The organism is Pseudonocardia nigra (genome assembly GCF_019396355.1).
GTDB classification, from domain to species: Bacteria; Actinomycetota; Actinomycetes; order Mycobacteriales; family Pseudonocardiaceae; genus Pseudonocardia; species Pseudonocardia nigra.
Genome location: NZ_JAHKRK010000024.1, coordinates 1 through 18,939, shown reverse-complemented (window position 1 = coordinate 18,939; position 18,939 = coordinate 1). Strand labels below are relative to the sequence as shown.

The following is an 18,939-nucleotide window of genomic DNA, read 5'->3' as shown; positions in this document are numbered from 1 at the left end:
AAAGCCCGGCGCCTCCCACCGACCGTCGCCCACCGGACGGGGTTCATCGTGATGACCCAGCGCTTCGAGGCCGCCCGCGCGCGCCGCAGCCGCGCGGTGCTGCACGACGATACACCGCTGCGGCGCGACCTGCTGCACGTCCCGGTCGGCGAGCCCCGTCCCGGGGTCCGCGTGCTCTCGCCGGCGGGCGAGGTCGACCTGTGCACCGCTCCGCTGCTGCGCGACGCGGCGTTCGCCGCCGTGGCGGCCGGCCCGCGGCACCTGGTCGTCGACCTGTGCGGTGTCACCTTCTGCGGGTCCACGGGGCTCGTCGTGTTGATGGACGCGCGCCGGCACGCCCAGGCACACGGGGTGGGGTTCCGCACGGCGGGCGCCACCCGGTGCGTGCGGCGGGTGCTGGAGATCACCGGCCTCGGCCCCGTGCTGGCGCACGGCGACACCCTCGATGTCGTGCTCGGCGAGCTCGCCCTCGCCGACCGGCCCGCCGGATCGACGGGCCGGTCGTCCTGAGCGCGGATCAGCTGGCCAGCACCTGCGGGGCCACCTGCTTGAGCTGAGCGTTCGCCCAGCGCATCTGCCGCAGCGTCTGCGGGTGGCAGCGCTGCGAGAGCTCGAGCAGGTCCCGTCGCTGGGTGGCCTGCGCGCTCTGACCGAGCAGCTCCCAGTCCAGCGAGACGCCCGCCGCCTTGCGGTGCAGGCGCCGCAGGTCGGCCAGCAGCATCAGGCCGGGCTCGGGGCGCCTGCCGAGCAGCACGCTCGTGCGCTGCGCGAGCCGCTCGACCACGGCGGGGGCGCCGCCGGTGGGCACGGGGTCGAGCCGGAGCCCGTGGTTCCGGCCCACCTCGGCGATCTCGTGCACGTGGATCTGCGACCACTGCGCGATGTCGCGGGCCACGTGGAAGACCTCGTGGTCCACGCGGTGGCGGTCGGCGATCGTGAGCAGCATGCGGGCGAGGCCGTTCTCCGAGCGGTGCAGCTCGCGCAGCACCATCTTGACCTTCTTCATCGAGCTCCCTCGCTCTGCTGCCGGCGTTCGGTCGCGTGGGCGGCGGGCCCGCCCCGGGTGGGCGGCACGCCCTCGGTCACCGGTCGTGAACCGGTCGTGGTGGGGGCGGGTGCGGCCCGCCCGTCGTTGCCGGCGACGCGGGTGATGCTCGCGGCGGCGGTCTTGAACAGCGGCTGCTTGGACACCGGGTCCCAGTCGGTCGGGGTGAGCTCGTTGGCGGCCCGGTCGTGGTCGCCGTCCTGCTCCGCGTCCCCGGCGCGGTCCCAGTAGCCGTAGTGGAAGGGGACGAACAGCACACCGTCGCGGATGCCGCTGATCCGCACGCGGGCCCGCACGGCGCCGCGGGCGGTGGTGACCTCGGCCAGGTCGCCCTCGGCGAGCCCGAGCCGCTCGGCGTCCCCGGCGGAGCACTCCACCCACACCTCGGGGGCGGCATCCTGCAGCTGCGGCGCCCGGCCGGTCTTGGTCCGGGTGTGGAACTGGTAGAGCGTGCGGCCGGTCGTCAGGGCGAACGGGTGCTCGGCGTCGGGCCGCTCGTGCGGCGGGAGGTACCCGGCGGCCTTGATGATCGCCTTGCCGTCGGGGTTGAGCGCCTTGTACTCGGTCGGTTCCAGCGGCGCCCCGGTGATCATGTCCCGGCCGTAGCTCTCGCAGTAGTCCGGCTTCGCGAAGAACTTCCCGTCGGTGTAGAGCCGCTCGGTGCCGTCGGGGTTCTCGGCATTGCACGGCCATTGGATGCCCGACGGCGCGGCGCGCAGCTTGTCGTGGCTGAGGCCGGTGTAGTCGCACGGCCTGCCCTCGGTGGAGGCCGCCCACGCCGCGAAGGCCGACTCGGCGTCGTGCCACTGCGGGAACGGCTGCCCGTCGAGGTCACGGAAGTCCATGCGGCGGGCGTAGTCGAGGAAGATGTCCAGGTCGGGACGCGCCTGCCCGGGTGGGTCCACCGCCTTGTCGGAGATGTGCACGGTCCGGTCGACGTTGGTGAAGCAGCCGGTCTTCTCACCCCACGTGGCGGCGGGGAGCACGACGTCGGCGAGCTGCGCGGTCTCGGTGAGGAAGATGTCCTGCACCACGAGGAACAGCCGCTCCTGGGCCAGGATCGAGCGGATCCGCGACAGCTCCGGCAGCGACACCGCGGGGTTGGTCCCCGTGACCCACAGGAACCGGATCGAGCCCTCCTCCGCGTAGCGGAAGATCTGCATCGCGTGGGTGGGCGGCACCGCGTGCGGGATCTGGAACGGGTCGAGGTTCCAGTGCTTCGCGAGGTCGGCGACGTGGCTGTCGTTCGTCCAGTTCCGGAACCCGGCCATGTCGCCGTCGGCGCCGCACTCGCGCGTGTTCTGCGCGGTGGGCTGCCCGTTCATCTGCAGGATCCCGCAGCCGGGGCGGCCCAGCATGCCGCGCACGAGGTTGAGGTTGTTGACCTGCACGGCCGCCGCCGAGGCCTGGTGGGACTGGTAGAAGCCCTGCAGCACGGTGGACAGCAGCCGCTCGGCGTGCCCGAGCACCCGCGCCGCCTCGCGGATCTGCGCCGCGTCCAGACCGCAGATCGGCGCCACCCGCTCGGGCGGGTAGTCGGCGATCCGCTTCTCCAGCTCCGCGAAACCGACGGTGTGCGCGTCGATGTACTCGCGGTCGATCCAGCCGTTGGTGATGATCTCGTGCAGCAGCCCGTTCATCAGGGCGACGTTCGTGCCCGGCAGCGGCGCGAGGTGCACCCCGCCGCCCTCGCGGGCCGCGCGGGCGACCGGGGTGTCGCGCGGGTCGACGCACACGATGGCGGGCGGGTTCGGCCCGGCGAGCCGGTCGAGGATCCGCGTCCACAGCACCGTCTGCGTCTCGGCCATGTTGTGCCCGAACAGCGCGATGACGTCGGCGTGGTCGATGTCGGTGTAGGAGCCGGGCTGGCCGTCGCAGGCGAAGGTCTCCTTCAGCGCGGCGGCGGCCGTCGCGGTGCACAGCCGCGTGTTGCCGTCCATGTGGTTGGTGGACAGCGCCCCGTGCCCCACCGCGGCCTGCGTGTAGTACTCCTCGAGGAACAGCTGCCCGGTCGTGTAGAAGCCCAGCGCGCTCGGGCCCTGCTCGGCGAGCAGCTCCTTGCTGCGGGCCACGATGCGGTTCATGGCGGTGTCCCAGTCGGTCTCGACCAGGCGCCCGCCCTCCCGCACCAGGGGGCGGGTCAGCCGGTCGGCCGAGGCGTTCGCCTGCCAGCCGTACAGGTCCTTGGGGCCCAGGCGCCCGTGGTTGACGCGGTCCTCCGCCCGGCCCCGGACCCCGACGATCCTCCCGTCGGCCACCGCGATGTCCATCGCGTCGCCGTTGGAGTGCAGGATCGACGCCGACCGGACCCAGCGCTGCACCGCCTCCGGGTCGACCCCGTCCGCGAGGTGCTCGTCCACCCGCACCGGCCAGGTACCGCCCGGGCCGTACGGGGTGCGGGCGCCCCACGGCTCCGCGATGCGGTCGGTTCCGGGACGGTCGGTTCCGGATGCATTCGTTGCCGTCACGCAACGTCCGTACCCGGTGGCTCCGGCGCCTACTCGGGCGACTCGCGCGTCGGGATCGGGCGACTCGCGGGATTCCCGCGAGTCGCCCGGAATCGTCGGGTGAGTCGCCCGTCCGTCACTGCGATCCGTCGGCGACCTGGTCTGCCGCGACCGCGCGGCGGTCGCCCATCGGCACCGGCTCGCCGTGGGTGGTGTCGCGGCGGGTCTGGCGCTCGGACTCGGCGTTGATCTCCGCGCCCAGGAGCACGATGTAGCTGGTGAGGTAGAGCCACAGCAGCAGCACCACGACACCGGCCAACGCGCCGTAGGTTTTGTTGTAGCTGCCGAAGTTGTTGACGTAGAGGCTGAACCCGACGCTACCGATGATCCACAGCGTGGCCGCGACGATCGCGCCGGGGCTGACCCACTGGAACTTCGGGGCGTCCCGGTCGGGCGCCACCCGGTACACCACGGCCAGCGCGACGATCACCACCGCGATCAGCAGCGCCCACCGCACCACCTGCGCGAGCACCGTGCCGACCACGCCGAGCTGCAACGCGTCGAGCACCGCGGGCACCACGGCCACCAGGCCCAGCGTGACGAGCACGAACACGATCGCACCGAGGGTGAGCAGCAGCGCGGTGCCGCGCAGCTTCACGAACCCGCGCGTCTCCTGCTCGTCGTAGGCGAGGTTCACCGCCTGCATCAGGTTGCCGGTGCCGCTCGAGGCCGACCACAGCGCGGCCAGCAGTGAGACCACCAGACCGAGGGTCAGCGCACCGCCGCTGCTCGCCACGACGGCGTTCAGCTGGTCGGCGATCAGCGGCTGGGTGTCCTGCGGCAGCGCGCCCGCCAGATTCTGGACCTGGCCCGCCACCTGCGCCGGGTCGGAGACGAGCCCGTAGATCGTGACGGCGGCGATCAACGCGGGGAAGATCGCGAGGAACGCGAAGAACGCGACCCCGCCGGCGAGCATCGAGACGTTGTCCGCGCTGCTCTCCTTGAACGCCCGGCGCACCACCTGCCACCACCCGCGCGGCGGGATCTGGGCCGGCGACTCGGCATGCTCACCGGCGGGACGGCCGGAGGACTCGGATCGGTGGGCGGTGGCGGTGCGGTCGGACACGGAAGCACTCCCGGGGTCGTGGAGGACGTCCCCCGCGGGTAGCCGTCGCCGGCCCCGCCCAACCCTGCCCGCGCGCCGAACCTCAGCCGTGGCGGGCGCCGGGCCCCTCGAGGACCTCGAGCACGGCGTCCACCCCGCTGAGGCCGAGCGCCCTGCGGATGATCCCGTCCGCCGGCGCCAGCACGCGCAGGCGGCGTCCCGCGGCGCGCGCGGCACGGTCGACCTCCACGAGGAGCGCCACGCCCGCGCTCGCGAGATAGCTGGTCTCCCGCAGGTCGACCACCACCGGCCGCGGGGCGGCCCGCACCGCGGCCACGAGGTCCTCGCGGACGGCCTGCACCCCGGCCAGGTCCAGGTCTCCGAGCAGGGTGATGCAGACCTCGTCGGGAGTGTGGCTCGTGCGCATCGACGCGGGTCCGGCGGGGGCGGGGTCGGCGACCGGCTCGCGCGCCGGTGGCTGCTCGTGCGGGGGTGGGAAGGTGAACCGCACCTCGGTGCCGTCCGGCCCGTGGTCCAGCTCCACCCGGGTGCTGACGTGGCGGATCAGTTCCAGACCGCGGCCCCGGAAGCCGCGGTCGGCCGGCGCGGGCCGCCAGCTGCCCTCGTCGCGCACGACGGCCAGGACCGCGCCGTCGGCCTGCCGGGTCAGCTCGACGCCCACTGTGCCGGGCGGGCGGTCGCGGTAGGCGTGCTCGACCGCGTTCGCCGCCGCCTCCCCGACGGCGAGCTGCAGGTCGTAGACCTCGTCCTCGGACAGGCCGGTGCCCTCCGCCCAGGCGAGCACGGCGGCCCGCAGCTCCCGCAGCACCCGCGCCTGCGCCGGCAGCACGAGCCGCAGCGGGGCCGGCATCAGACGGGCGACGATGAGCGCGACGTCGTCGGCGGGCCCGGCAGGCGGTTCGTCCGGGCCGCTCGCGGCGAGGACGCTGCGCAGCAGCGCCTCGGTGAGGGCCGGTGGGGCGAGCTCGTGGTGGCGCGCCGCGGCGGCCGCGAGCCGCTCGACCCCGTCGTCGACGACCTCCCCGCGCCGCTCGACGATCCCGTCGGTGTAGAGCACGATGCTCTCGCCCGCGGCGATCCGGGCGCTGCCCGCGACGAACGGGGGCCTGCCCTGCACGGCGAGCACGGTGCCGGTGGCGTCGTCGAGCAGCCGGGTGCCCTGCGGGCCGGTGACCAGCGGCGGCGGGTGACCGGCCCGGGCCCAGGTGAGCTCGCCCGTGCCGGTGTGCAGGACCAGGCACGCCACCGTGCTGCCGGCCGCTCCGGGCACCCGGGCGGCGAAGCGGTCCAGCCGCTCCAGAGCCTGCACGGGGTCGTGGCCCTCCAGCAGGTACCCCGACAGCACGCTGCGCAGCTGACCCATGATCGCCGCGGCGCGCGCCCCCTGGCCCACCACGTCCCCGACCGCGATGGCGACCCGGTCACCGCCGGCCGGCCCGTCGAGCGGCAGCACGTCGTACCAGTCGCCGCCCGCCTGCGTGCCGTGCGCCCCCGGCAGGTAGCGGGAGGCGAGCGCGAGCCGGTCCAGCCGCGGGAGCGTGGGCGGCAGCAGGCTGGTCTGCAGCGTCTCGGCGATCAGCCGCCGCTCGTCGGCCGCCGCGGCCCGCTCGAAGGCGGGGGCCGCCTGGGCGACGAGGGCGAGCACGAACTCGCGTTCGTCGGCGGGGAACTCCCGTTCCGTGCCGAAGCTCGCCGCGACGGCCCCGACCACGCGCCCCGCCGCGGTCAGGGGCAGCGCGGCGGCGGCGTGGGGACTCTCCCGCACGGCGTGCTCCAGCAGGTGCGGCCACCGGCGGCCCCAGTCCTCCCGGTCGCGGATCCAGACCGGCTCCGCCGAGCGCACGGCCTCCGCGATCGGCACGTCGTCGTCGGTGCGGATCACCGTGAACTGGTCCACCACCCGCGGCGCGTACCCCGGCGCGTGCACGAGCCGGATTCCCCGCTCGGGCTCAACGATCGACACGCTCATCGCGTCGGCGCCGAGCACGTCGGTGAGCCGCGACACCAGCAGGCGGGCGGCCTCGGCGACCCCGCCCGCCGAGGCGAGGTCGGCGGCGACCTGCTGCAGGTGCCGCTCGCGGATGCGCTGCCGGTCGGCGGCGAGCATCAGCGAGGCCCGCCTGCCGAGCTCGGCGGCCAGGTCGAGATCGGTCGGGTCGTAGTAGCGGGCCGCACCGAAGTTCACGAACCCGAGCAGCCCGACCACCCGGCCGCCGGTGACGAGCGGCACGACGAGCGACGTGGTGGCACCCAGCTGCACCCGCGCCCTCGCGTCCGACTCGTCCCGGGCGGCCGCGCGGTTGAGGGCGTCGGTGACCGGGACGACGATCGGGAGCCCCGGGGCGAACGCCTCGACCAGCGACGGCGGCAGCCGGGTCGGGGCCAGCGCCAGCAGCGCGCGCTCCACCTCCGGGTCGTCGTGGGCCACGGCCGCGCGGCGCAGCAGGCCGTCCGGCCCGACGAGCGACACCACGGCGGCGTCGCCCAGGTCGTGCCGGACGAGCCGGGCGAGCGCCACGAGCCGGTCCTCGGCGCTGCCGGGGTCGGCGACCAACCGGCCGGTCTCGGCCAGCAGCGCGGCGGAGCGCTCGGCGCGCTTCTGCTCGGTGATGTCGACGGTGAGGCCCTGGGCGCGCAGGGGGCCGTCCGGGCCGCTCACGACGTGCACGACCTGGTGCAGCCACAGGACCCGGCCGTCGATGGCCACGGCCCGATAGGTGAGGTCGTGGTCGACGCCCGCCGCCGTGCGGTCGCCGGTGTAGCCGAGCGTCTCCGCGCGGTCGTCGGGATGGATCACACCGGGCCAGAAGTCGGCGTCGTCCCGCCAGCGTCGCGCCGGGTACCCGAGCAGCTCCTCGGCGCGGTCGGAGACGAACGTGAACCGCAGCGCGCGACGCCGGGGATCCCAGTCGGCCTCCCAGACGATGGCGGCGAGACCCTGCACCATCGCGCGCAGCCGGGCCGCGGCGGCGTCGGAGACCTTGCGGGCGGCGTGCTCGGCCGCGGCGTCCCGGCGGGTCTGCTCGGCCCGGCGCTCGTCGGTGACGTCGATCGTGGTGCCCAGGAAACCGGTGACCGTGCCGCCCACCGCCCGCAGCGGCCGGGCGGAGGACCGGACGTGCCGGACGGTGCCGTCGGTGGCGACCAGGCGGTACACCTCCTCCCACGGCGTGCCGGAGCGGACCGCGGCCTTCCAGCTAGCCACCGTGGTGGTCTCGTCCTCGGGGTGGACGTGGTCCATCCACGCGGTGCCGGTCAACTCGGCGGGTGACCGCCCGGTCAGCCCGGCGACCTGTTCGTTGACGAACGTCGTGGCACCCGACCGGTCGGCGACCCAGATGCCGACGGGGGCCTGCGTGACGAGCGTGCGGTAGCGCTCCCGTTCCTCGAACTGCACGTCGTCGGCGCGTTGCCGCTCGCGCAGGTCCTCCGCCACCGTGGAGTAGAAGGCGACGTGGCCGCGGACGTCGCGGTGGGTGATGAGCGACTGCCAGACCGGGATCGGCGTGCCGACGCTGTCGACGAAGTCCATCGGCCCGGTCCAGGAGCCGGTGCGGTCGCTGCCGGCGAGGGCCTCGGCGGCGTAGCGGGACCGCTCCGCGGGGGCGACGACGTCCCGCAGCGAGATCTCCGACGCCGGCCGGTCCGCCGGAATCCCGATGAGCTCCCGGCCCGCCGGGTTCACGTAGCTGCACCTGCCGTCCGCCGCGGCGATCGCGATGAAGTCGCCGGACCGGTCGGCCAGCGCCCGGAACCGGGAGCCCTCCTCCTCGGCGAGCAGCCGGTCGGTGACGTCGCGGTGCGAGCTGTGCAGCTCGACCGTGCCGCTGTCGGCGTCGCGGACCCGGCGGGCCCGCAGCTCGAACCAGCGGTGGTGGCCTGCGGCGTGCCGCAGCCGGAGGGTCAGCTCCGCGACCGGCTCGGCGTCGGTGAGCCCGCCGATCGCGACGGCCAGTGCGTCCCGGTCCTCGGGGTGGACCAGCTCGAGCGCGCTCGTGCCGACGACGTCCTCCGGCCGGTACCCGGCCACCCGCTCCAGTGACGGCGAGACCCAGCGCCACGTGCCGTCGAGGTCGTGGCGGCCGATGACGTCGTCGGCGTGCTCCGCGAGGAGCCGGAAGGCGGCGCCGGGCGACACCGTCGACTCCGGTGGCACGGTGTCCTGCGCCGCCGGTTCCCGGCCGTGTTCCGCGGCGTAGGATCTGGCGTCGCCGAGCACGGCCGCGACCTGCGCTCCGACCAGGTCGAGGAAGGAGCGGTGGTCCTCGTCCAGGGGCCGACGCGGGCTCGTGCCGAGCACCAGCACGCCCGCCGGGGGCGTCTCGGCGGTCCCGAGCGGCAGGGCCGTCGTGGTGTCGATCACCGGCTCGCCCGTGAGCAGGGCGTGGCGGACCGCGCCGGCCGGCTCGCCCGCGCCGTCGACCAGCGGTGTCGAATCGGGCAGCCCGTAGGACGCGGCGACGCGCAGCCGGGGCTCGCCCGCCGCGCCGTCGGTGAGGCAGAGCGCCGCGAACGGCAGGTCGAGGGGGTTCGTGGCCAGCGCGTCGAGCGCCGCGACCGCGACCCGGTCGACGGAGGTCACGCGGACGGCGGACACCTCGCCCAGCGCGCGCAGCGTCGCGAGCCTGCGCGCGGCGACCACCTGCGCGGTGGTGTCGTGCGCCGCGGTGAGGACGCCGAGGACATTGCCGTCCGCGTCGCGGATGGGGGAGTGCGCGCACGTCCAGTAGGTCTCCTCGGGGGAGCCGCCCCGGTCGAGCAGCAGCGGCTGGTCGTCGGCCGAGGTGGCGGCGCCCTCGTCGAGGACGTGCCGCAGCAGCGGCCCGATCACCGGCCAGGCCCGCGGGAACAGCTCCTCGCCACGCCCGCCCAGCCCGCCGGGGTGCGCGTCGCCCGCGACGGCGGCGAAGGCGTCGTTGTACAGCACCGTGAGGTCGGGCCCCCAGCAGATCAGCAGGGGCTGCGGCGACTCGAGCGCGAGGCCGACGGCGGCGCGCAGCGGCGCGGGCCACGAGTCGACCGGACCGGCGGGGGTGGCGGCCCAGTCGTACCCCGCGATGAGCCTGCCCATCTCCCCGCCCGTGTTCAGGAAGGGGAGCTCCCGCGCGGCGGTCACCGCGCGAGTCTAGGACCGAGGGGAAGGGGGTGCCCGATGAAGGTCATCCGGTCCGGTTTGGGGCGCGCGGAGCGCGGGCACCTCCGGGGTCGTGCATCTCCTTCCCCGGGTCCTCGGCGCGATCACCGCGGCCTACAGCCTCACGATCATCGTCCGGCCGGTGGTGCTGGCCCGTCGGTGCGGGCTCACCGACGCGGCCGGCCCCGACGGTTCCGACACCGTCTCGCCGGGAGTCCGGACGCTGATCGCGGGCATCGGTGCCCGGGACGCGGCGATCGGCACCGCCATGGTGTTCGCGCCCCGCGGGCCCGCCCTGCAGACGGCCATCGCCGCCCGGGTGGCCGCCGACGCCGCCGACGCGCTCGTGTTCGGCACCGGGCTGCCCGCCCGCGACCGGCGCCCCCGCGTCGCCGGGTTCGCCGTCCTCTGGGCCGCGCTCTGCGCGGTGAGCGCCCGCTGGGCCCGCTGACCTGCTCGCTTCCGCCCTGTCCGTCCCGACCCGAGGAGCTCCTTCCATGGCCGACGAGACCCCGCCCGCCCAGCAGCAGAGCCCGCCCGGCGAGACCGGCGCGATGTCCCCGGAGCCGCGCGACGAGATGCGCGGCTGGACGGGGCGCGGCCTGCTCGAGGGGAAGGTCGCGCTGGTCACCGGCGGCGACTCCGGCATCGGGCGCGCGGTGTGCGCCGCGTTCGCCAAGGAGGGCGCCGACGTCGCCCTCGCCTACCTCGACGAGGACGCCGACGCCGAGCACACCGCGGGCCTGGTGCGCGCCGAGGGCCGCCGGTGCCTGACGCTGCGCGGCGACCTCGCCGACGCGGCGCACTGCAGCGAGATCGTCGAGCGCACGGTCGCCGAGCTGGGCAGGCTCGACGTGGTGGTCAACAACGTGGCCACCCAGCAGCCCGTCGACGCGCCCGAGGAGATCACCGACGAGCGCTGGACCCACACCTTCGACATCAACATCCACAGCTACTTCCGCGTCACCAAGGCGGCGCTCCCGCACCTCGGCGAGGGCAGCGCGATCATCAACACCAGCTCGATCAACGGCCTGCGCGGCAACAAGAGCCTGATCGACTACTCGGCCACCAAGGGCGCGATCAATGCCCTGACCTACTCGCTCGCGCAGTCGCTCGTGGACCGCGGGATCCGGGTGAACTGCGTGGCCCCCGGCCCGGTGTGGACCCCGCTGATCCCGGCCACCATGCCCGAGGAGAAGGTCGAGTCGTTCGGCAAGCAGGTGCCGATGGGCCGGCCCGCCGACCCCGACGAGATCGCCCCGTCGTATGTCTTCTTCGCGGCGCCGCAGCTGTCGAGCTACTACACCGGCGAGGTGCTCGCGCCGATCGGCGGGGAGACGCTGCCGGGCTGACGCCCCGTGAGTGAGAAACGTCGCCAGGACGACGTTTCTCACTCACGAGCGCCGAAGGCGCTACTCGGCGGGCTCCAGCAGGTCGTTCTCCCGCACGGCGTCCAGTGACAGGGTCTTGTAGCCGTGCTCGGCGAACAGCACGGTCACGCGGTCGCGCTCGGTCGACATGACCACGCCCTCGCCCCACTCGGGATGGCGGACGGTCTCCTGGCCCTCGAGCCCCGCCGCCTCGCCCGCGTCCGGGTCGGCGCGGCGCGACGTCCCGGCGTCACAGCTGTCGCAGTGCCCGCACGGGTCGGTCAGCTGCTCGCCGAAGTAGCCCAGCAGCAGCCGCCTGCGGCAGTTCGTGCTCTCGGCGTACCCGCGGATCATCTCGATCCGCGAGCGCACCATCTCCCGGCGCTGCTCGGCGATCTCGACGGCGGCGTCCACCGCCTCCGCCGCGCCCAGGCCGGTGCGGGTGAACCGGCCGTCGGCGTCGGCGGTCACGGCCCCGGCCTGCTCCAGGAGGTTCAGGGCAGGGGTGCGGCGGGCGGGGGAGAGGCCGCTCGAGTCGCCGACCTGCTTGGGCGTCCGCGGTTCCCCCGTGTCGAGTGCGTTCAGCACACCGCGCAGGGCGTCGGGCTTCGGGCGGCGGGCGGTGAGGAACCGCTGGAGGTTGACGTCCTGGGCGTGGTGGTGCAGCTCGGCGAGTGCGGGTTCGCCGTCGCGCCCGCCCCGGCCGATCTCCTGGTAGTAGGCGTCGAGCGACGCGGGGGTGGCCGCGTGCAGCACGAACCGGACGTCCGGCTTGTCGATGCCCATCCCGAACGCCGAGGTGGCCACGACGACGTCGATGTCGCCGTTCATGAACCGCTCGTGCACCTCGTCGCGCACCGCGCGCTTCAGCCCGGCGTGGTAGGCCGCGGCCGCGACACCGCGCTCGGTCAGGGCGTCGGCGTAGGCGACGGTGTCCTTGCGGGTGGCGCAGTACACGAGCCCCGGGCCGGCGCGCTCGACCACCCGCTCCACGACCTCGGCCCGGCGCTGGTCGGCGTCGGCGTACAGGTGCGCGGCGAGGTACAGGTTCGGTCGGTCGAAGCTGGTGATCACCTCGCGGTGCTCGCGCAGTCCCAGCCGCTCGACGATGTCGGCGCGTACGGGCGGCGCCGCGGTGGCGGTCAGCGCGATCACCGGCGGGTGCCCGAGCCGCTCGATGACCTCGCCCAGCCGCAGGTAGTCGGGCCGGAAGTCGTGGCCCCACTCGGAGACGCAGTGCGCCTCGTCCACGACGAACAGCGACGGGCCGGCGGCGCGGACGCGGTCGAGCACCTCGTCGTTCGCCAGCTGCTCGGGGGACAGGAACAGGTACTCGGCGTCGCCGCCCTCGACCGCGTCCCACGCGTGCCGCGTCTCCCCGGCCCGCTGCGCCGAGTTCACGGCAACGGCCTCGGGCGCGTCGCTCTCGGCCAGGCCCTCGCGCTGGTCGCGCTGCAGGGCGATCAGCGGGGAGACGACGATGGTCGCCCCGTCCCGCAGCATCGCGGGCACCTGGTAGATCGCGGACTTCCCCGATCCGGTGGGCATCACCGCCAGCACGTCGTGACCACCGGCCACGTGCTCCATGGCGTCGAGCTGTTCGGGACGCAGCTCGGTCCAGCCGAACGTGTCGGCGGCGATGCGCTGCAGATCGTCGGAAACTCCCACGAGAGTTGGCGTTACCCCGCACGGCGGACGGCCACGCGCGACCCGCCGGTGACGCCCGGTACGTCCGTTCCGGGCCTCCGAACCATCACTGGACACGAAGAGTAGTAGCCACCACGAAGAGTAGCAGTTCGGCGAGAGGGGTTTTGATCGTCGCGCAGTTGGCGACTACTCGAAGGTGAACATCCTCCTGTGGCACGTGCACGGGTCATGGACGACGGCCTTCGTCCAGGGTCCGCACCGCTACCTGCTGCCGACGCTCCCCGAGCGCGGGCCGTGGGGCGGCGGGCGGCCGGCGGCGTGGGACTGGCCGGCGGGCGCGGTCGAGATCGCCCCCGACGAGCTCGCCGACGCCGACGTGGACGTCGTCGTCCTGCAGCGACCCGAGGAGCTGGAGCTCGCCGAGCGGTGGCTGGGCCGCACCCTCGGACGCGACGTCCCCGTGATCTATCTCGAGCACAACGCGCCGCGGGAGCACGCGGCCACCAGCAGGCACCCGATGGCCGACCGCGACGACCTCACGCTGGTGCACGTCACGCACTTCAACCGGCTGATGTGGGACGCCGGCAGCACCGCCACCACGGTGGTGGAGCACGGGATCGTCGACCCCGGCCATCGGTACACCGGGGAGCTCGCTGCCGCGGCGGTCGTCGTCAACGAGCCGCTGCGGCGCAACCGGATCACCGGGACCGACCTGCTGCCCGCCTTCGCCCGCACCGTCCCGCTCGACGTCTTCGGGATGGGGACCGACGGCCTCGGCGACGCGCTCGGGGTCGCGGAGATCCAGGGCCGCGGCGACCTGCCGCAGCACCGGATGCACGCGGAGATGGCGCGCCGCCGCGTCTACCTGCACCCCCTGCGGTGGACCTCGCTGGGCCTGTCGCTGCTGGAGGCCATGCACCTGGGCATGCCCGTGGTCGCGCTCGCGAGCACGGAGGCGGGCGAGGCCGTCCCGCCCGGCACCGGGATCTGCTCCACCGACCCCGACCGGCTCGCCCAGGGGCTGCGCGAGCTGGTCGCGGACCCCGACCGCGCCCGGGCGACGGGTGCCGCCGCCAGGGCGCACGTCCTGGAGCGCTACGGCCTGGACCGCTTCCTGACCTGTTGGGACGAGGTCCTCGCGCACGCCACCGAGGGTCGGCGTCGGCAGGCCCCCCGGCCGGTCGCCACCGCCACGATCGGAAGGAGCTGATGCCGATGCGCATCGCCATGGTGTCCGAACACGCCAGCCCGCTCGCCGCCCTCGGCGGCGTGGACGCCGGCGGCCAGAACGTGCACGTGCTGGAGCTCAGCTCCGCCCTCGCCACCGCGGGACACGAGGTGACGGTCTGGACCCGCCGCGAGGACCCGGACCTCCCCGAGACCGTGCCGCTGCGCCCCGGCGTCGTGGTACGCCACGTCACCGCGGGCCCGACCGCGCCGGTGCCGAAGGACGAGCTGGTGCCGCACCTGCCCGAGTTCACCCGTGTGCTCGCGGCCGCGTGGGCCGGCGACGCCCCCGACGTCGTGCACGCCCACTTCTGGATGTCCGGGATGGTCTCGCTCGCCGCCGCCGCGGGCCGGATCCCGGTGGTGCAGACCTTCCACGCCCTCGGTAGCGTGAAGCGCCGCCACCAGGGCAGCGAGGACACGAGCCCGAAGGGCCGGGTCCGGGCGGAGGCGGCGGTCGCGCGCGAGGCCGACCGCGTGCTCGCCACCTGCACCGACGAGGTGTTCGAGCTGGCCCGGCTCGGGGCCCCGCGCCGACGGACCACGGTGGTGCCGTGCGGCGTCGACACGGCCGAGTTCACCCCCGACGGCCCGGTCGCGCAGCGGTCCGATCGGCCCCGGCTGGTCGCGCTCGGCCGGCTGGTGCGCCGCAAGGGCGTCGACGAGGTGATCGCCGCGCTGCGCAGCGTCCCGAACGCCGAGCTCGTCATCGCCGGCGGTGCCACGGGCGTGGACCGGGCCGACGACCCCGACGCCCAGCGGCTGCGGGCCGCGGCCGAGCAGGCGGGCGTCGCCGACCGGGTCCGGCTGCTCGGACCGGTGGCCCGCCCGGACGTCCCGGCGCTGCTGCGCTCCGCCGACGCGGTGGTGTGCGTGCCCTGGTACGAGCCGTTCGGGATCGTGCCGCTCGAGGCCATGGCCTGCGGGCGGCCGGTGGTGGCCAGCGCCGTCGGCGGCATCCAGGACACCGTCGTCGACCAGGTCACCGGGCTGCTCGTGCCGGCCCGCCGCCCGGACGCGCTCGCCACCGCGCTGCGCGACCTGCTGGCCTCCCCGACCCGCGGCACGGCCTTCGGGATCGCCGGCCGGGACCGGGTGCTCGCCCGCTACGACTGGGAGCGGGTCGCCGCGGCGACCGCGCTGGCCTACGAGGAGGTCGTCGAGGCGCGGGCGACGCGGACCCGGCCGGTGGCGGTCGCCCGGCCCGAGACCGCGGGGGCGGTCCGGTGAACCCGCCCGCCACCGCGACCGCCAGTGCCACGGTCACCGCGCCCGATGTCGTCACCACGCTCGGCGATCACGTGGACCGGCTCGCGCAGGCGCTGCCCGCCCTGCGCGGGGCGAGCCCCACGCTGGCCCGCTGGGGCGACGAGCTCGCCGAGCGGCTGCTCGCCGGCGCGCGGGTGCTCGTCGCGGGCAACGGCGGGAGCGCCGCGGAGGCCCAGCACCTGACGGCCGAGCTCGTGGGCCGGTTCGACCGGGAGCGCCGCCCGCTGTCGGCGATCGCGTTGCACGCCGAGAGCTCGAGCATGAGCGCGATCGGCAACGACTACGGCTTCACGGAGGTGTTCGCGCGGCAGGTGCGGGCCCACGGGCGGCCGGGGGACGTCGTGCTGCTGTTCTCCACCAGTGGCCGCAGCCCGAACCTGCTGGCGGCGGCCGCCGCTGCGGCCGAGGTGGACGCCCGGAGCTGGGCCCTCACCGGTCCCGGCCCGAACCCGCTCGCCCGGGCCTGCAGCGAGGCGGTGTGCCTGCCCGGCGACACCGCCACCGTGCAGGAGACCCACCTGGCGGCCCTGCACATGCTCTGCCGTGCCTTGGAGAGCGCGATCGAGGCGCGCGCCTGACCCCGGCCCATGTGGTCGGACGGAACCGCGGAACGGACATTGCAGCAAAGCCACTTTCATGCAACCACGTGGCGTGAAAGTGGCTTTGCTGCAACCGGGTGTGGGTCCTTCAGGCGCGGACCCGGTCGGCCGAGGCGAGCCATTCCGGGACCAGGCGGTCGGGGTCCTCGGCCACCGACCGCAGCGCCGTGAGGGTCGGGTGGCCTGCGGCGAGCAGGGCGCTGTCGGTGCCCTCCTCGGGCCGGGTGCCGACCTCGATCTCCCCGAGCCGCAGCGCGCCGTCGCCCACCTCGTCGACGCGCGCCTGCACCGACCCGAACTTCGCCAGCCGCGCGTGCCGCAGCTCCCGCTGCTCCACGAGCGGCCGGTCCGGGACGTTGAGCGAGAGCACGGTGGTGGCCGGGGCGTCCAGCAGCAGCTCCAGCACCCGGGGGAACAGCTCCGCCGCAGCGTCCCAGTGCCGCTCCCCGGTGGGGTGCAGCGCGACGTCGAGGCTGACGGCGAGGCCGCGGGCGTCGCGGACCCCCGCGGTGAGCGCGGCGCCGACGGTGCCCGAGTGCAGCACGGCGCGTCCGACGTTGGCGCCGTGGTTGATGCCGGAGAGCACCACCTCGGGGGCCGGGTCGAGCCAGCCGCTCAGGGCGGCGACGACGATGTGCCCCGGCTGGGCCTCGACGGCGTAGGCCGGCACGTCGGGCAGCTCGGGCAGCTCGCGGCGGTGCACCACGGTGCGGCCCTCGCGCCGCACCGCGGTGATCGCCGCGCTCGCGCCGCTGGACTGCTCCGCGGGGGCCGCCACGACCACCTCGAGCCCGGCCGCCTGCGCGGCCCGCGCCAGCACGGCCAGGCCGACGGAGTCGATGCCGTCGTCGTTGGTCACCAGTGCACGCATGGGGTTCACTCCTTCCAGGCGACGAGCTCGACCCGCTCGGCCAGGGTCCGGATGGACTCCTCGCCGCCGGTGCCGAGCCCGCGCCGCACGACGTTGAGGGCACCGCAGGCCGCGCCGATGCACAGCGCCTCCCGGACCGGGACGCCCTTGGTGAGCGAGGCGACGACGCCCGCGGTCATCGAGTCGCCCGCCCCGCGGGTCTCGGCGGGCTGCAGGGGCGGTACGTGGATCTCCACGACGTCGTCCTCCACCAGGGCGAGCGCCGGCTCGGCGGCGCGCGAGACGATCACCGTGCCCGCACCGTCGGCGCGCAGGTCGCGCATGGCGGCCACCAGCGCCGCGGGCTCGTCGCTGTCGGTGCGGCCGTCGGCGAGCAGCTCCTCGTGGCTCACCTTGAGCACGAACGGGTTGCCCGCCAGCACGGCGTCCAACCGCTTGCCCGCGAGATCGGCGGCCACGCGGCACCCGTTCGCGGCGAGGTCGGTGGCGAGGCGCTGGTAGAGCGCATGCGGGATGACCTGGTCGGAGTTGGGTCCGGCCAGCAGCGCGGTGCCGTGCGTGATGCCCTCGCGCAGGGCCACCTCGTAGAGCGCGTCCTGCTCGTGGCGGTCCAGGGGGGCGCCGGGCGCCTCGGCGACCGGCTCGCGCTCGTCGGCGCGGCGGTCGTGCACGTAGCCCCCGTTGCGGGCGCCGACCGGCACGCTGTGCAGCTCCACGCCCTCCTCCGGGATGAGGTGTTCGAGCACCTCGCCCGTCTCGCCGCCCAGGCTGACGCACAGCACCACCGGGACACCGAGGGTCGTGATCATGCGGGCCTGCCAGATGCCCTGGCCGCCGGGATGGACGTGGATGTCGGCCTGGCCCGCCCGGTCCTCGATCGTCACGGTCAGCAGGGGGGACGGGGCGAACACGACCACGGCGGGAGGCGGCATGTCCGGACCGTACCCGGGTGGGGGGCCGGCACGCGGGGTCAGCGCGGGGGCCGGGGAACGTCCTCGGTGGGCGCGGCGGGGTCGTCCTCGGGGATCTTGTGGTGCGGGCCCTCCGGCTCGCCGGGGCGTAGGGCGTCGGGGCTGTCGCGCGGCTCGACGGGCGGTCGCGCGGCGTCGGCGGGCTCGACGTTCTCCCTCTCGGTCTCGGCCATGCCCGGCGGGTACCCGGCGGGGCCCGGGTCGACGCTCGCTCAGGAGACCGTCAGCCCCATCGCCGCCGCGGCGGCCGCCTGCCGCGCGTCGCGGGTGACGAACGCGACGGGGTCACCCGCGGCCAGCTCGGTCACCGTGGTCGTCGCGACGGCGAGGTGCAGGGCGTCGAGGGTCCGGACGGCGTGTGGTCGAGCACGATCTGCCGGGCCACCGTCAGGACGACACGGGGTTGCAGTGGCTCCCGGCCGTCGAGCAGCAGATCGCCCAGGGCGCCGGCGTCCACGCGGTACTCGTCCGGAAGTCAGCGGACGAGCGCGGAGGCGTCGACGGAGTAGTGCACCGTCAGGACTCGTCGCGTTCGGCCCGCAGCTCCTCGAGGACTGCGTCGCCCGCGTCGGGCCCGTCGACGACCGAGTCCCCGCACTGCCCGGCAACGTCCGACTCGGCGGATCCAGGGACGGGCTGATCGGTGTCGATGGGCACTACCCGCAGGCCCGCAGCGGCCAGTTGCCCACGAAAAACCCCATGGTGACCTTCCGTAGTAGTTGTCACGGAGAGTAGCAGTTGGGGCGCGAGCGTTTATCGGGGTCGGGCACGGTCAAGTCCTTCTCCGTGATCGACGACCACGTACCTGCTGCCGTGCTGTTCGACCGTGACGGCACGCTCGTCGTCGACGTGCCGTACAACGGTGATCCCGCGCGGGTGCGGCCGGTCCCCGGGGCCCGCGCGGCCCTCGACCTCCTCCGTGCATCCGGGATACCCGTCGGCGTCATCACCAACCAGTCCGGGATCGCCCGCGGGCTCATCACCGCCGAGCAGGCCGCCGCGGTCAACCGCCGCGTCGACGAGCTGCTCGGCCCGTTCGACGTCTGGCAGGTCTGCCCGCACGGGCCGGAGGACAGGTGCGCGTGCCGCAAGCCGCGGCCGGGCATGGTGCTGGCCGCCGCGCAGCGCCTCGGCGTCCCGGCGGAGCGGGTCGTCGTGATCGGCGACATCGGCGCCGACGTCGGGGCCGCGGCCGCGGCCGGGGCGTCCGCCGTGCTCGTGCCGACGCCCGTG

16 protein-coding genes and 1 pseudogene are annotated in these 18,939 nt (G+C 75.0%); 7 read left to right on the top strand and 10 right to left on the bottom strand.

The features are described from left to right. Nucleotides 1-51: 51 nt before the first annotated feature. Nucleotides 52-510, top strand: coding sequence for an STAS domain-containing protein (locus KME75_RS08970; RefSeq protein ID WP_219414109.1), 459 nt, complete (start codon nt 52-54; stop codon nt 508-510). Nucleotides 511-517: 7 nt separating this feature from the next. Here the strand turns inward: KME75_RS08970 and KME75_RS08965 are convergent, their stop codons facing one another. From KME75_RS08965 to KME75_RS08950, 4 genes are all read right to left on the bottom strand, one after another. Then, a complete protein-coding gene (locus KME75_RS08965) occupies nt 518-1,006 on the bottom strand; it encodes a hypothetical protein (protein WP_219414108.1) in 489 nt (162 codons plus the stop codon). Next, on the bottom strand, nt 1,003-3,513 hold the full coding sequence (locus tag KME75_RS08960) for a molybdopterin oxidoreductase family protein (RefSeq protein ID WP_308282654.1): 2,511 nt from the start codon (nt 3,511-3,513) through the stop codon (nt 1,003-1,005). The genes KME75_RS08965 and KME75_RS08960 overlap by 4 nt, the downstream gene beginning before the upstream one ends. Before the next feature lie 115 nt (nt 3,514-3,628). Continuing rightward, on the bottom strand, nt 3,629-4,618 hold the full coding sequence (locus KME75_RS08955) for a YihY/virulence factor BrkB family protein (protein WP_219414107.1): 990 nt from the start codon (nt 4,616-4,618) through the stop codon (nt 3,629-3,631). An 82-nt stretch (nt 4,619-4,700) separates the two neighbouring features. Then, entirely contained in the window at nt 4,701-9,734 is a 5,034-nt protein-coding gene (locus KME75_RS08950) for a PAS domain S-box protein (protein WP_219414106.1), read from the bottom strand. A gap of 91 nt (nt 9,735-9,825) precedes the next feature. Here KME75_RS08950 and KME75_RS08945 point away from each other — a divergent pair, with 91 nt between their 5' ends. Then, on the top strand, nt 9,826-10,203 hold the full coding sequence (locus KME75_RS08945) for a hypothetical protein (protein WP_219414105.1): 378 nt from the start codon (nt 9,826-9,828) through the stop codon (nt 10,201-10,203). A gap of 46 nt (nt 10,204-10,249) precedes the next feature. Next, nucleotides 10,250-11,104: an SDR family oxidoreductase gene (locus KME75_RS08940; protein ID WP_219414104.1), complete on the top strand. Its 855-nt coding sequence runs from the start codon at nt 10,250-10,252 to the stop codon at nt 11,102-11,104. Nucleotides 11,105-11,164: 60 nt separating this feature from the next. Here the strand turns inward: KME75_RS08940 and KME75_RS08935 are convergent, their stop codons facing one another. After that, complete coding sequence (locus KME75_RS08935; protein ID WP_219414103.1) at nt 11,165-12,790, bottom strand: RecQ family ATP-dependent DNA helicase; 1,626 nt, start codon at nt 12,788-12,790, stop codon at nt 11,165-11,167. 175 nt (nt 12,791-12,965) lie between these two features. On the opposite strand from KME75_RS08935, the gene KME75_RS08930 reads away from it, so the two are divergent. The 3 genes from KME75_RS08930 to KME75_RS08920 all read left to right on the top strand — a co-directional run bounded on the left by KME75_RS08930 (nt 12,966) and on the right by KME75_RS08920 (nt 15,843). After that, nucleotides 12,966-13,979, top strand: a complete 1,014-nt coding sequence (locus tag KME75_RS08930) for a glycosyltransferase (RefSeq protein ID WP_219414102.1) — start codon at nt 12,966-12,968, stop codon at nt 13,977-13,979. A 5-nt stretch (nt 13,980-13,984) separates the two neighbouring features. After that, nucleotides 13,985-15,226: a glycosyltransferase gene (locus KME75_RS08925; RefSeq protein ID WP_219414144.1), complete on the top strand. Its 1,242-nt coding sequence runs from the start codon at nt 13,985-13,987 to the stop codon at nt 15,224-15,226. 71 nt (nt 15,227-15,297) lie between these two features. After that, nucleotides 15,298-15,843 (top strand): D-sedoheptulose-7-phosphate isomerase, encoded by a 546-nt coding sequence (locus tag KME75_RS08920; RefSeq protein WP_219414143.1) that lies wholly within the window; start codon nt 15,298-15,300, stop codon nt 15,841-15,843. Between the two features lie 109 nt (nt 15,844-15,952). Here the strand turns inward: KME75_RS08920 and surE are convergent, their stop codons facing one another. The 5 genes from surE to KME75_RS08895 form a co-directional block, all read right to left on the bottom strand. Beyond that, the gene (surE, locus tag KME75_RS08915) at nt 15,953-16,735 is read right to left on the bottom strand and encodes a 5'/3'-nucleotidase SurE (RefSeq protein WP_219414101.1); all 783 of its coding nucleotides are present in this window, start codon (nt 16,733-16,735) and stop codon (nt 15,953-15,955) included. Nucleotides 16,736-16,740: 5 nt separating this feature from the next. Then, nucleotides 16,741-17,667 (bottom strand): 1-phosphofructokinase family hexose kinase, encoded by a 927-nt coding sequence (locus KME75_RS08910; RefSeq protein ID WP_246631753.1) that lies wholly within the window; start codon nt 17,665-17,667, stop codon nt 16,741-16,743. Between the two features lie 38 nt (nt 17,668-17,705). Next, complete coding sequence (locus tag KME75_RS08905; protein ID WP_219414100.1) at nt 17,706-17,879, bottom strand: hypothetical protein; 174 nt, start codon at nt 17,877-17,879, stop codon at nt 17,706-17,708. Between the two features lie 131 nt (nt 17,880-18,010). Then, entirely contained in the window at nt 18,011-18,163 is a 153-nt protein-coding gene (locus KME75_RS08900) for a hypothetical protein (protein ID WP_219414099.1), read from the bottom strand. Nucleotides 18,164-18,222: 59 nt separating this feature from the next. Next, nucleotides 18,223-18,363: a hypothetical protein gene (locus tag KME75_RS08895; protein ID WP_219414098.1), complete on the bottom strand. Its 141-nt coding sequence runs from the start codon at nt 18,361-18,363 to the stop codon at nt 18,223-18,225. Nucleotides 18,364-18,516: 153 nt separating this feature from the next. Between KME75_RS08895 and KME75_RS08890 the strand changes: the two are divergent. Further along, nucleotides 18,517-18,939: pseudogene (locus tag KME75_RS08890) on the top strand (D-glycero-alpha-D-manno-heptose-1,7-bisphosphate 7-phosphatase); the annotation flags it as partial.